Here is an 11,552-nt window from a genome sequence, read left to right as displayed (position 1 = left end):
GCGTACTTCTTGCAAGCCGCCGTGCTGTACAGCTTCAAATGTAGTTTAGCCCTGCCGTATACGGGAAAGGAAGCGGGAAGACGGACTTCAGCTCTTCCTGCCACCGGGCAGGGACAATCCGGACAGCGGCGTCGGGATTGAACAGCAGCGCCATCCAGTCGTCTACGCTCAGGAGAAGATCGGGCAGTCCGTTCAGCGTTAGCCGTACGCCGCCTTCTCCGGTTTCCCGTACGCCGAGCCGCTCCCCGAGCCTGTTCCCGCTCTGCTCGTCCAGGTAGGGACGGAGCTGTCGCAGAAGAAGCGGCGCGTCCGTCACGAGAAGCGTCCCTTCATTCGGGCTTTCTTCCGATGGAAAGCTTCGCAGGGCTTCGTGCAGTCCCGTTTCATAAAACGGGACCGCCGCCTGAAACTCGGCCAGCCCCAGCTTTGCGGTAAGACCGGTGAGGAGCCGGGCGGCCGCTTCGGGTTCACCGGCCCACTCGATCAGCCGGGGGAACCGCGTGGACGCCACGGCCGGGTCCGGCACGGCCGCGACGATAAAGGCCGTCGGCTCACCGTCCTTCTCGGCGATCCACGTCTCGTGCCGCAGCTTCAGGCAGGCGGCATAAGCATGCGCGTCGATCAGGCTGCCGAGATCCCACGGGCTCTGCTCGAAAGCCGAGCGGCGGGCGGCGGCCAGTCTGCTCATGGCCGGCAGGTCGCCCCGCTCGTACGGCCGCAGCCGGTAGCCCCCTGCGGACTCTTCCGCCTGCTGGGCGGCCCCGCTTCCCAGCGCATAGCGGCGGAGGGAGCCGAACGGCCGGCAGCCTGCGCGGGTGTAGAGGGAGCGGCCGCCGGAGACGAGCAGCAGGGAGCCGCCCGAACGCGCCGCTTGCCCGCGAACGGCGGCGAACAGTTCGCCGGCGATGCCTTTTCCGCGGCTTTCCGGGTGCGTACACACGGAGCCAAGCGAGTAGACCGTAAGCCGTGCGGGACCGATGCGGATGACAGACGGGAGCAGGCCCATGAAGGCGACGAGCCGCCCGTTTTCGAAAGCACCCACGGATTGGGAATGCAGAGCGGAGAAGAGGAACGGGAAACCTTCAGCCATCGAAATCTGCTCGGAATCCCGGAAAATCGAATCCGCCAAAGCGGCGGCCTCCCGCATCTCTTCCTGGTTGACAAGCCGGATGTTCATGTAAACATTCTTCCTTTCCGCCGTTTTTAACGGTTTTCTCTATTATAGAAAATGCCCGGCCGCAAAGGCAGGTAAAATTTACAAAATCGACAAAATTTCTGACGAGCCGATAAGAAGCGGATTTTGCTGTCCGGACGCTGCGTCCAGCTTGTAAAGGTCTAAAGCCGCGCTGGATAAGTAGGAACGCTCTTTATATATGGTATAGCGTCGAAAAGGAAAATTAAGGTATAATTACCCCGGTATCCTCATCACTTCATTAGAGCCGGATCGATGTTAAGACAAGATTATGGTACGGGGAGAGCTGAGAATGAAACTGCGCTGGAAAGGGCTGGCATACGGCCTTGGGGCTGCCGCGATTGCAGGCGGGATTTGGTTGTTTACCTCGGATTACGAAGTGAGAAAAGAAGGGGAAGCCCGTAAAATAAGCGCGGAACAGGCGCCTTCTGCCGAAGCGATTATCGTGCTTGGAGCAAAAGTGCATCCGGACGGGCGGCTTTCGGATATGTTAAAGGACCGGATGATCACGGCCGCGGAGCTGTATGAGAACGGAAAGGCGGACAAAATCCTCGTGTCCGGCGATCATGGAACACTCGGCTATAACGAAGTAAGGGCGATGAAAAATTTTCTGCTCGAGCGGGGGATTGCGGAAGAGCGCATTTTTATGGATCATGCCGGTTTTAATACGTATGAGTCCATGTACCGGGCCAAGGCTATTTTTCAGATCCGCAAAGCCATCGTCGTCACTCAAGATTATCATCTGGCGCGGGCGCTGTATGATGCGGAAGGACTCGGCGTTGAGGCGTACGGCGTGGCGGCGGACCGTCAGGAGTACCGGGGCATGGCGAAATTCAAAGCCCGCGAAATGGCGGCAAGAAGCAAAGATTTCGCTTTGATCCGGTTCTTCAAACCGGAGCCGACTTACTTGGGGGAAGTGATTCCCATTACCGGTGACGGCCGGGCGACCGAAGATTCCTGGCTGATCGAGGAGGCGGTATGGCGGCCCAATGCCTGAGAATCCGGTCAGGAACAGATATCGGCACCGACAGAAAAAGCGCCTCTTGCGGGCGCCTTTTTCAGTGAATCGTCATGAACGGGGAGCTTGTGTCCGCCGAGGCTGTCTGTCCGGTAAGCGGATCTTGCGGCTCGAACCAGATATGACGGTAATCGATATGGCCGAAGGCGTTCAGTCTTAGCCCGCGTACGCTTTTGTGGTAAGTGGTCTGCATTCTCCGGTGATAGAGAAAATGGATCGAACAGTCTTCCGTAAGAAGGGATTCCAGCTTATCGAAAAGATCCAGCCGCTTGCGGGGTTCGGGTTCGGCAAGCAGGAGGGCCACTCTCCGGTTCAGCTCCGCGCGCAGCGGATCGTCGAACATGCGCCGGATCGATCCTTCCTCCTGCATGAACAGCTCCAGCAAAGAGAGCGTCTCGCTTTCATCCAATACGACTTCATACAGAACGAGATCGGCCTCATCCATGACATCGGGTGTGAGGAATTCATCCCGCTCATGGAGCGCCACCTTGATGTGAAGTCCGGCTTTGAGGCAGCGGTTTACGATCCAGTCGATGTCTTCGTACGTTTTGTAGGAATCTTTGCAGTGGAGAGTAAGTTCGGTTCCGGCGTAAGCGGAGGAGTACGGAATATCGGCCGTTTCTTTCTCGTCCCGGTAAGGGTCACAGCCTATCCGCAGGCTTTTATCAGGCAAAAAGCTCGCGGCCGCAATGGCCCGGCTCTCTCCCAATTCTTCGACCATCGCGCAAGCTTGAATCACGGAACGCACGTACCGGCGGAGTCCGGCGTCCTGCAAGGGGCCTTCCTTGCGGCGGTTAAACGAAAGTAGCGCACATCCCGAGGAAATGCATTCTACCGCCTGCCAGTCATGCTCGGGCTTGGAGCGGGGCGCGTAGGGGGCGCGCTGAACCATATTGCAGGCGTCCGTCATCACGACAAGCTCAGGAGAATCCCGGAGCAGGATATGCTCAACGACATCCAGGAACGGCCGCCCCAGGTAGTAGCGTTCGTTGGCGTGCAGCAGATACCCGTAGCCGGGCCGGATCTCCAGCCGGAAAGGACCGGTACCGACGGGGCAGGCGAAGTAGGCCGCGGGGTCCGCTTCGCAAAGTTCCCGGGGCAGAATTGCCGCAGACGGCGAGGTCAGACAGTGCGGGAAAAGCACGTGCGGTTTATCCAGCACGAACTGGATGGTTATCCGGTTCAGGACGCGGATCCGCCGGACATCTTCGAGCATCCAGCGCTGGGGCGAGAACACCTCGGGACTCAGCAGCCTGCGGATGGAATAGGCGGCATCGGCCGCTTCCAGCTCGCGGCCGTGGTGAAAGAGCACGCCTTTGCGCAGATAGAACGTCCAGACCGTGCACGATTCGTCCGATTCCCAGTGATGGGCGAGACTCGGCACAAAGTCGCCTGCGGCTCTGTCGTACCGCACGATGGTATCGAATACCTGCCGGCTTAAATGGACATCATTGGCAAAGAGCAGGGCGGCCGGATCGAACGTCCGGTAGGTTTTGTTAATGGGCAGCCGCAGCACGTCGGCATCCTGCTCCGTGACTTTCGCCTTGTATCCGAAGTAGCGGGAGACGTGCTGGAGAAGCTGTTCTTTCATTAAAGGCGTGTCCGCATACTGGTGTATCCATTCGAAAGCTTGCTGATACTGTTCTTTCTCGGCAAATTCGGCGGTTTGCTTCATGAGCATTTCTTCCAGGGTATAATGGAAGTGGAGCTCGGATTTGTTCCCGCGGCCGCGGCCGGGAACCCAGGTGATCCAGCCCGCTTCGGACATTTTGCGGATCACGAGTTTGACGTTGCGCACCGTGCAGTGGAGCCGTTCGGCGAGTTCCTCCAGGGTGAGGGAGACGGGAAGCCCTTGCGGCACCGCGCTGTACGCTCGGCACAATTCAAGATAATGATGGGTAATCTGCATCCCGATCCCGCCTTTACATGAGAATTTTCTCCTGATTATACAAGAAGCGGGTACGGAGCGAAAGCGAACAGTCTCAAAAATAAATCGATCCCGGGAGGGTTTCCATCATGAAAACAGAGCCTGCCGGCAAAGCCGTTATTGTGACGGGAGCGGCATCCGGCATCGGCCGCGTAATCGCGCGCCGCTATGCCGAGCGGGGAAGCGCCGTCGTCCTGGCGGATACGGACGAGACCCGCGGAGAAGACAACGCGCGGACGATCCGCGAAGGAGGCGGAGAAGCGCTGTTCGTCCCGGCGGACATGAGCCGGCCCGGCGACATCGTCCGCCTTATCGAACGGGCAGCCGCAGCGTACGGCTCTATCGGCTGCCTGATCAACAACGCCGGCGTCTCCGACTGGAAGTCGCCGTACGACTTGACGGTGGAGGAGTGGGACCGCGTCCTCCACACGAATCTGCGCGGCACGTTCCTGTGCGCGCGGGAAGCGGCGAAGCGGATGCGTGAGACCGGAGGCGGCAGCATCGTGAACATCGCGTCCACGCGGGCGCTGATGTCGGAGCCGTCCTCGGAAGCGTACGCCGCTTCGAAGGGAGGGATCGCGGCGCTGACGCATGCGCTCGCGATATCGCTGGGCCCGGACGGCATCCGCGTGAACTGCATCAGCCCCGGCTGGATTGAGACCGGGGACTACGAGGCGCTGAAGCCGTCCGATCATAAGCAGCACCCTGCCGGCCGCGTCGGCACACCCGACGACGTCGCCAGGGCCTGCTTTTATTTGACGGATCCCGCGAACGACTTCGTTACCGGAGAGAATCTTGTCATTGACGGAGGCATGACCCGCAAAATGATGTACGAAGAATAGAAAGACCGGAGCTTCTCGCTCCGGTCTTCGCTTTTTACCCAAAAAATTGTAAACTAATAGAGAAAGGGACTTTATACTAAAGAAGAGGTGTTCTCCATCAAGATTCTTGTCCTATATCTTCTTGTCGTTAATCTTGTCGCATACGTCTGGATGGGCGCCGACAAACGCAGAGCGCGCAGCGGGGAATGGCGGGTACCGGAGAAGCGGTTGTTCCTGACGGCTCTTATCGGGGGGGCTCCCGGTATCTGGGCGGGCATGTATGCCTACAAGCACAAAACCAGACATTTTACGTTCAAATACGGAATTCCGCTTCTGCTGATCGTCAATGTGATCGTTTTTTGGAAGCTGTTCCGTTTTGTGGGGGAGTAAAGTTTCATACCGGGGAGAGCCGGGTAAACGGGACTGACTCCGTGTGAAGAATAATGAAGAAAAACTCCAATTGATGTGGTAGAATAAAAAAATACATAGAAACTGTTTCAAACGGGATTACACAGGTACAGTGACAGTCGTTAAGCCGGGAAGCCTCATGAGGCACCGGCGGAAGAGCAGGGAAGTAAGCCATCCGACTTGACTCCTTGAACCAAACACCCTATGATGGAAAGGCTGCCGTCCGCTGCTGCTCGCGGATGGCTTTATGCTGTGGACTTTAATCCCCGGCTCTCGGCGCGATGCGCCCTGGTTTCGGCCGGAAACGCACATTCTTTTTAACGACCGGAGGAGATCGTGATGGACCATACATTTCTGATCGTCAAAGTGGCGGAACAGGAACAATTACATACGGTGATCCGAACCTTAAAACAACATATGCTGGCTCCGCTGGTGGCCTGGAAAACGCCCGGGAAGAGACACCGGTCCCATCTGATTTTGCGAGGGGATCTCGCCCGTTTGACGGAGGCCAAACTATTGCTGGGCGGACTGATGTCGGCTCAAAGCATCGAGATGGATTTTCAGGTGCTGATGCTCGCGTCGTAGCGGCTTTCTCCCCGTTTTGACTCGTTCGAATTGAATCCTCGTCAGGTTGTCAGTCCAATATCGGTATGATAAGGTGGACATACATCCTTTTTTTGAAGGGGGCGCCAGACGGAATGAATCCCGATTTTATTTCCATCCAGATGACAGACGGCGAATTGAAATATTCCCATAAGAAAAGTGGTCTGGGACTTACGGTCACGACGAAAGAACTCATCGTCCAGAAACCCCACGTCAATTACTATATCCCTTTGCAGGCGATTCTCAGCATCGTGCCGTTCGAAGCCAAAGGACGCACGCTCACGTTCTCTTCCCGGAACGGAGGCGGGAGTGAGCTGACCTCGATGTCAGCGGGCCTTCCGCATTACAGGCTTAGCGTCAGCGGCCTAAGGCTTCATAACCGTAGCGGCATCTTTACGATGGGCGCGGTGGAATTCATCGTTCCGCTGCGCGACGAACTGCTGCTCACCGTCTCGCGTTTGAGCGGTCTTCACGCCGTCGAGTAATCGTCGCAGCGCAAGCGCAAGCGCTTGCGATCCGGAGCGCCGGGAACAGCCGGCACATACGAAACCCCCGCAGTTTCAAAGCCTTACGGCCTTGAAACTGCGGGGGTTTTTGCATAGCCGGTTCCGGCGTTCGGAGCGTCCGTGCCTTGTCCGGCTAGCGCGTATGCCGTCTACAGCGGAAGGTTCAGGCTCTGTCCGACGAGGACTCGGGCCGGTAGCCGGCTTCGGCTTGCGCCTCCTCGCCCAAGCCACCGTCGTCTTCGATGGTTCCGGCTTCGTAAGACTGGAGGAACTGCTCTCTGGTCAGTTCCGTTCCATGCGCGGATGAAGCTTCCGCCGAATCCAACGAGGAACGCGGAGCACCCAGTTCGAAATTGGGATCGTGATTGTCGGTCATAGACATCATCTCCTTTTAAAAAACCTCCGCAGGGAGGCCGTGATCGGATTTAGTATGTGTCGTATCCATACGGATTATATAAAAGAAAAAACAGGCGGGACATTAAAAAAACTTAAGTCCCGTCTGTTTTTCGTTTTCTTCCGCGCCTTTGAAAAACTGCTCGACCAGTTTATCCAGCCGCACGATCTGGTGGCCGTAGTCATAGATCCCGGAAGCGACCACAACGAGCCGGTGCAGGTCACCGGTACTGCTGGAGGCGTCCGTAATGAGCCTCAGGAAAGCGTCGTTTTTGAGATCCATCGCTTCGAGCTTCTCGTAGGACTCGTTCTTGTATTTCTTCTCGAATTTCATAAGGACATACTCGTGGTATTGAGTAAGGGCTTCCAAATGCTCGTCGACGAACTCGTTCATTTTTGAAGTGCGCGATGCTTGGAAATAATGCTCTTCGACCAGTTGTAGGATATCCACGCCTTTGCGCAGGGTGTGAAGCATCTGCTTGTAGACGACAAGACGCTTGGACTGGCTGTATTTCAGCCGTTTGAGTTTTTTCTGCTCTTCTTCGAAGAGCTTGTATTTCTCCTCCAGGCGGAACAGCGCGCCCACGACACCGTCTTTCGTTTCCTGAAAAACGGATTCTTTCATTTCATTGGAGATGACCGTCCTCTGAAGAGGCGATATCTGATTGAAGACCCCGTGAACTTCTTCCATAAACCGTTTCTGCCAATTAGGCGGGAAAAAAAGCACGTTAATGACGAAAGCGGACCCGACCCCGAGCGAGGTGAGCAGGAACCGGTTAACGGCGAACCACCAGTGGCCGCCGGAAGCATCCATCACGGCGATTACCGTTACGAGGGTGAGGCCGATGTTCGCTTCCATTTTCATTTTAAGACAGATCATGATGGCCAGAATACAAACGATCCCGATCGCGATCGGGTGCTTGGGAAAAAACGTACCGGCGACGAGGGCGAGCGCGGCTCCCAGTGTGTTGGTTTGCAGCTGATCGAGAAAATAACGCCAGGACCGGTAAATGGACGGCTGCAGGGCGAAAATCGCGGCAACCGCGGCAATAACCGGGGCGGTCGTATGCAAAAGCATACTTAAGTACAAAGCTAGAGTGACGGCCATGCCCGTCTTTAACATTCTGGCTCCGAACGTCACATGCAGTAACTCCCTTCAGATGGTTCGAGATGACGAACTCATTATCGCATTGCAGGTGCGGCCACGTCAATCGGCCGGGAAATTCCCGGCGGGGCGGGCTGTATAAGCGCCTCGGGAAATGGAAAACGTGACCGTTGAAAGGTAAATGCTGTTAGTTTCACATACCCGCAGGAGCGGTTATTGAAAAGGTGTAGAGGCTGGGAGGCGTATCATGGAGCTACTGTTAATCGTCATCTATTTGGGGATCGTCCTGCTCGTTATCGAAATTTCGGCGGTATTGATGATGCTCACCGGGCTTGACAACGAAATTGCCCGCTTTCAAGTCACTTCCCTGCTGACAGGCACGGGTTTCACTACACAGGAATCCGAGCTCATTATCCGGCATCCGGTTCGCAGGCGAATCGGTATTTTTTTGATTTTATTCGGCGTGTTTTCTCTTGCCGTCATCATTACGTTGGTGTCCAACCTGCTCGAAAAGCGGTTCAGACTACCGGAGCTGCTGATCATAACGGGCATCCTGGTTTTTCTGCTGTTCGTTTTAAAACTGAAACCGATGCAAAAACGGCTGAGCAAAAAACTTCATGCGCCTCTGGAGGAAGATGAAGGCGTGGAGGAGCTGCCGGTAAGCGAACTTTTGTATAACGACGAAGAAGACTGGATCATTGATATTCCCGTTATCGAAAAATCCGAGTTCGAGCATTGTCATATCGACGATCTATGTACGGCCAATGAAGATATTAACCTGCTCTTTGTCCAGCGGGGGCCGTTAAGAATCCGGAGACGGGGCGAGAATTCCGATACCCGCCTTGAAGCAGGCGATGTTCTGTACGTATACGGGAACAAAAAGCAGATCTCCGAAAAATTCAGCAAAGAACTGGAGCATCGGCACGAAAATCTGGTAGACGAAAACAAGACGGTCTCTCTCTTGTAACGAAACTATTCCTTCTTCCATGCGTTTAATAATATGGAAAACTCTAACAGTCGGGGAGAGGGATATAGATGTACGATAAACGCGCTTCACGATTGCGTAAAGCGGGTATGCTCACGGTGGCCGGCTCTCTTGGAGTCGGTCTTCTGCTGCCTGGAATTACAAATGCGGCGAATGACTCCGCTCCGGCGTATAGGTTTCAGGAGGATGCGAAAATCGTGTCCGGAAGCGGTCCGGCCCAGCCGTCCGAATCCTCGGATAGCGCCATTTTGGAAAAAGAGGCGAAGATTACAAAGGAACAGGCGATCGGCCGGCTGAGAGAATTATTTCCCGACTTGAAAAATACGGAAGTATCGTCGGCAAGTCTGGGTGAGTCGACGGATCGCTATCCCCCTGTTCCGAGGCTTGTATGGACCATTTCCTGGTCCGTGACCAAGGGGAATTCCACTTCTTCCTTTCACAGTGAGGTGGATGCCCGGACAGGAGATGTTTGGTCGACTTCATTTCCCGGGGCCTGGCTTAAAGAGGAGGAGAGTTTTTATCCGCCGGCAGTCAACCAGGAGAAAGCTGCCCAGATCGCGCTGGAGCTTGTGAAAAAGGCGATTCCGTCCTTGCAAAACGATACGCTGGAATCCTTTCTTTCCTACGGCTCGCAAAGCGCGCTTTTCGGTCCGGTCCTGTACGATTTTACATTCAGACGTAAAGTGAACGGGCTGTTTGTCGATTTCGAAGGCATCAACGTCCAGGTGAGGGGGGACGGCCGGGTTACGGGGCTGCACGCCAGTTTGCACAAAAGCTCGTATCCTTCCCCGACTCCCAAAATAAGCGAGCGGGAAGCCGCCGCCAAATATAAGAAAGATTTTGCGGTCGACTTGCAATATGTGAAGCTTCAGAACGGATCGGGCCCAAAAGAATGGATACTCGGTTATGTGCGGAACCCGTTATTTTATGCCCCTGTCGACGCTCAAACCGGAGAGTATGTATTTCATGGGCTGTATGCCGCGTACGGCACTTCGGCTTACGCGGATGTCCCGAGAACAGGAGCTTCTTTCAAAGCGCATACGGGAGGACCGTTAAGTGCGGAGCAAGCCGAAGAACTCGTAAAAGCGACGGGGTACGTTCCGGAGGGAAGCAAGCTTGCCCAGAAGTCCGAGCAGGAAGGCTGGCGTACGCCGGGGCAGCTCGTCTGGAGTCTGAACTGGAAGAACGAGAACGGACGCGATACCCATGCGATTGTCGACACCCGGACGGGTCAAATCCTGGAACTGAGCGAGAACGGGATTTATCCGCCCTGGAACCAAAATCCGAATGTGAAGCCGCGAAGCATTACATCGGAATCCGCGGATGCGAAAGCGCTCCAATGGTTTGACGAGCTCGTTCCGCAGGCTTCTGAAAATTGGAAACTGGTGAAGAAGAACAGTGCGGGAAAAGACAACGTCTCATCTAAGAAAAACGAACCGTTTACATACCAGTTTCAGCGGTTCTATAACAGGATTCCCGTACAGGATCAGCAGATTATCCTTAACTTGAACGGAGACGGAAATCTCTACACCCTTCAGCTTCCATATGAGCAGGAGGCGATTGAGGAGGCGTTGAAGGCGGTGAAACCTGCCGCCGTAACGAAGGAAGAGGCGTCGAAGCGGCTTCAGGCTGACGGCCGGATGAGCTTGTCCTATACGATGAACGGGGCGTTTTACACGGGCGGCGACGATAAGGAAAGAAAACTGCTGCTTGTTTACCGGCAAGGTTCCGAGGCGGAGTCGGCCCCGCAGGTGCTCGATGCCGCGTCGGGTAAGCTGCGTGATTTGAGGCCGATCCCGGCTGTCCCTAAGCCGTCCGAGGGGAAAGATATTACGGGTCACTGGGCGCAAAAAGAGTTGGCGGAGCTCGTCCGTCTCCAAGTTCTCGTTCCCGACGCGGACGGGAATTTGAACCCGGATGCCGTTCTTACTTATGGAGACTGGCTGACGATGTTCGCCCGCGGAATCAGACCGGATTCGTATTACGGAGAGAACTACCGCACGGCTGAGGCGTTTTATGCGGATGTGCAGCCGGGGAGCCCGTACTACCGGACCGTCAGTTTGCTGACGGATATTAACCGGTTGCAGCCGGACCCGGACAGGAAGCTCGGCGTGGATGAGCCTTTGACGCGGGAGAAGCTGGCATCGGCGCTTGTGAACGAGCTCCGGTACGAGAAACTGTCGTCCTTGCTGGATAAGCCGCTCGGCAAACTTGCCGTCACAGATGAAGGCCGCATCACAAACAAAGCCGATGTTTTCCTCGTCATGAAGCTGGGCCTGCTGCAGGATATCGGATGCGAATTCCGACCGCAGGACGCAGTGACGCGGGCGCAGGCGGCCATCGTTCTGATGAGGTTGGCTGGGCTTCAAGGCAAAACGGATCAGCCGATATCTTATTAAGCGGCGGAAGAGCCTAGTACAAAGACGAAGCAGATCCCACCTTGCGGGATGAACGAAGCTTCAAAATAAGCGATATGGGCATAACCCGGCGCGGAAAGAAAGCGTGTGCGTGGGGCTCAGTCGTGACAGTAACGAAGTTCTAAAGAATAGTTGAAAAAGACGCTGTACGATACCGCGAACGATGAGGTGTTAGCG

11 protein-coding genes are annotated in these 11,552 nt (G+C 55.6%); 7 read left to right on the top strand and 4 right to left on the bottom strand.

The features are described 5' to 3' along the window. Nucleotides 1-34: 34 nt before the first annotated feature. On the bottom strand, nt 35-1,177 hold the full coding sequence (locus PCH01S_RS07110; protein WP_042228016.1) for a GNAT family N-acetyltransferase: 1,143 nt from the start codon (nt 1,175-1,177) through the stop codon (nt 35-37). A gap of 307 nt (nt 1,178-1,484) precedes the next feature. Here PCH01S_RS07110 and PCH01S_RS07105 point away from each other — a divergent pair, with 307 nt between their 5' ends. After that, nucleotides 1,485-2,189 (top strand): SanA/YdcF family protein, encoded by a 705-nt coding sequence (locus PCH01S_RS07105; protein ID WP_042228014.1) that lies wholly within the window; start codon nt 1,485-1,487, stop codon nt 2,187-2,189. 61 nt (nt 2,190-2,250) lie between these two features. On the opposite strand, the gene PCH01S_RS07100 is transcribed toward PCH01S_RS07105, so the two are convergent. Then, nucleotides 2,251-4,119, bottom strand: a complete 1,869-nt coding sequence (locus tag PCH01S_RS07100) for an ABC transporter substrate-binding protein (RefSeq protein WP_042228012.1) — start codon at nt 4,117-4,119, stop codon at nt 2,251-2,253. Between the two features lie 107 nt (nt 4,120-4,226). On the opposite strand from PCH01S_RS07100, the gene PCH01S_RS07095 reads away from it, so the two are divergent. The 4 genes from PCH01S_RS07095 to PCH01S_RS07080 all read left to right on the top strand — a co-directional run bounded on the left by PCH01S_RS07095 (nt 4,227) and on the right by PCH01S_RS07080 (nt 6,454). Further along, nucleotides 4,227-4,979, top strand: a complete 753-nt coding sequence (locus tag PCH01S_RS07095; protein WP_042228010.1) for an SDR family NAD(P)-dependent oxidoreductase — start codon at nt 4,227-4,229, stop codon at nt 4,977-4,979. Between the two features lie 87 nt (nt 4,980-5,066). Then, complete coding sequence (locus PCH01S_RS07090) at nt 5,067-5,348, top strand: DUF1294 domain-containing protein (RefSeq protein ID WP_042228008.1); 282 nt, start codon at nt 5,067-5,069, stop codon at nt 5,346-5,348. 357 nt (nt 5,349-5,705) lie between these two features. Then, entirely contained in the window at nt 5,706-5,951 is a 246-nt protein-coding gene (locus PCH01S_RS07085) for a hypothetical protein (protein WP_042228007.1), read from the top strand. 113 nt (nt 5,952-6,064) lie between these two features. Next, nucleotides 6,065-6,454, top strand: a complete 390-nt coding sequence (locus PCH01S_RS07080) for a hypothetical protein (protein ID WP_042228005.1) — start codon at nt 6,065-6,067, stop codon at nt 6,452-6,454. Nucleotides 6,455-6,638: 184 nt separating this feature from the next. Here PCH01S_RS07080 and PCH01S_RS07075 read toward each other — a convergent pair whose 3' ends face one another. Continuing rightward, nucleotides 6,639-6,851 carry a hypothetical protein gene (locus tag PCH01S_RS07075; RefSeq protein WP_042228003.1) on the bottom strand — a complete coding sequence of 71 codons (213 nt, stop codon included), beginning with the start codon at nt 6,849-6,851 and terminating at the stop codon, nt 6,639-6,641. 102 nt (nt 6,852-6,953) lie between these two features. Then, the gene (locus PCH01S_RS07070; RefSeq protein WP_042228001.1) at nt 6,954-8,009 is read right to left on the bottom strand and encodes an FUSC family protein; all 1,056 of its coding nucleotides are present in this window, start codon (nt 8,007-8,009) and stop codon (nt 6,954-6,956) included. A 211-nt stretch (nt 8,010-8,220) separates the two neighbouring features. Between PCH01S_RS07070 and PCH01S_RS07065 the strand changes: the two genes are divergently transcribed. Together PCH01S_RS07065 and PCH01S_RS07060 are read left to right on the top strand one after the other, a co-directional pair. Then, nucleotides 8,221-8,940 (top strand): hypothetical protein, encoded by a 720-nt coding sequence (locus PCH01S_RS07065; RefSeq protein WP_042227999.1) that lies wholly within the window; start codon nt 8,221-8,223, stop codon nt 8,938-8,940. Between the two features lie 68 nt (nt 8,941-9,008). Next, complete coding sequence (locus tag PCH01S_RS07060) at nt 9,009-11,357, top strand: PepSY domain-containing protein (RefSeq protein ID WP_042227998.1); 2,349 nt, start codon at nt 9,009-9,011, stop codon at nt 11,355-11,357. The last annotated feature ends 195 nt before the right edge of the window (nt 11,358-11,552 follow it).

It is taken from the genome of Paenibacillus chitinolyticus NBRC 15660 (assembly GCF_000739915.1).
In the GTDB taxonomy this organism is placed as follows: domain Bacteria; phylum Bacillota; class Bacilli; order Paenibacillales; family NBRC-103111; genus Paenibacillus_F; species Paenibacillus_F chitinolyticus.
This window is presented reverse-complemented; position numbering and strand designations above follow the sequence as displayed.

What these genes read in the sequence shown, in the direction of transcription:
- PCH01S_RS07110 (WP_042228016.1), bottom strand. Translation starts at nt 1,177, where the DNA reads ATGAACATCCGGCTTGTCAACCAGGAAGAGATGCGGGAGGCCGCCGCT.
- PCH01S_RS07105 (WP_042228014.1), top strand. Translation starts at nt 1,485, where the DNA reads ATGAAACTGCGCTGGAAAGGGCTGGCATACGGCCTTGGGGCTGCCGCG.
- PCH01S_RS07100 (WP_042228012.1), bottom strand. Translation starts at nt 4,119, where the DNA reads ATGCAGATTACCCATCATTATCTTGAATTGTGCCGAGCGTACAGCGCG.
- PCH01S_RS07095 (WP_042228010.1), top strand. Translation starts at nt 4,227, where the DNA reads ATGAAAACAGAGCCTGCCGGCAAAGCCGTTATTGTGACGGGAGCGGCA.
- PCH01S_RS07085 (WP_042228007.1), top strand. Translation starts at nt 5,706, where the DNA reads ATGGACCATACATTTCTGATCGTCAAAGTGGCGGAACAGGAACAATTA.
- PCH01S_RS07080 (WP_042228005.1), top strand. Translation starts at nt 6,065, where the DNA reads ATGAATCCCGATTTTATTTCCATCCAGATGACAGACGGCGAATTGAAA.
- PCH01S_RS07075 (WP_042228003.1), bottom strand. Translation starts at nt 6,851, where the DNA reads ATGACCGACAATCACGATCCCAATTTCGAACTGGGTGCTCCGCGTTCC.
- PCH01S_RS07065 (WP_042227999.1), top strand. Translation starts at nt 8,221, where the DNA reads ATGGAGCTACTGTTAATCGTCATCTATTTGGGGATCGTCCTGCTCGTT.
- PCH01S_RS07060 (WP_042227998.1), top strand. Translation starts at nt 9,009, where the DNA reads ATGTACGATAAACGCGCTTCACGATTGCGTAAAGCGGGTATGCTCACG.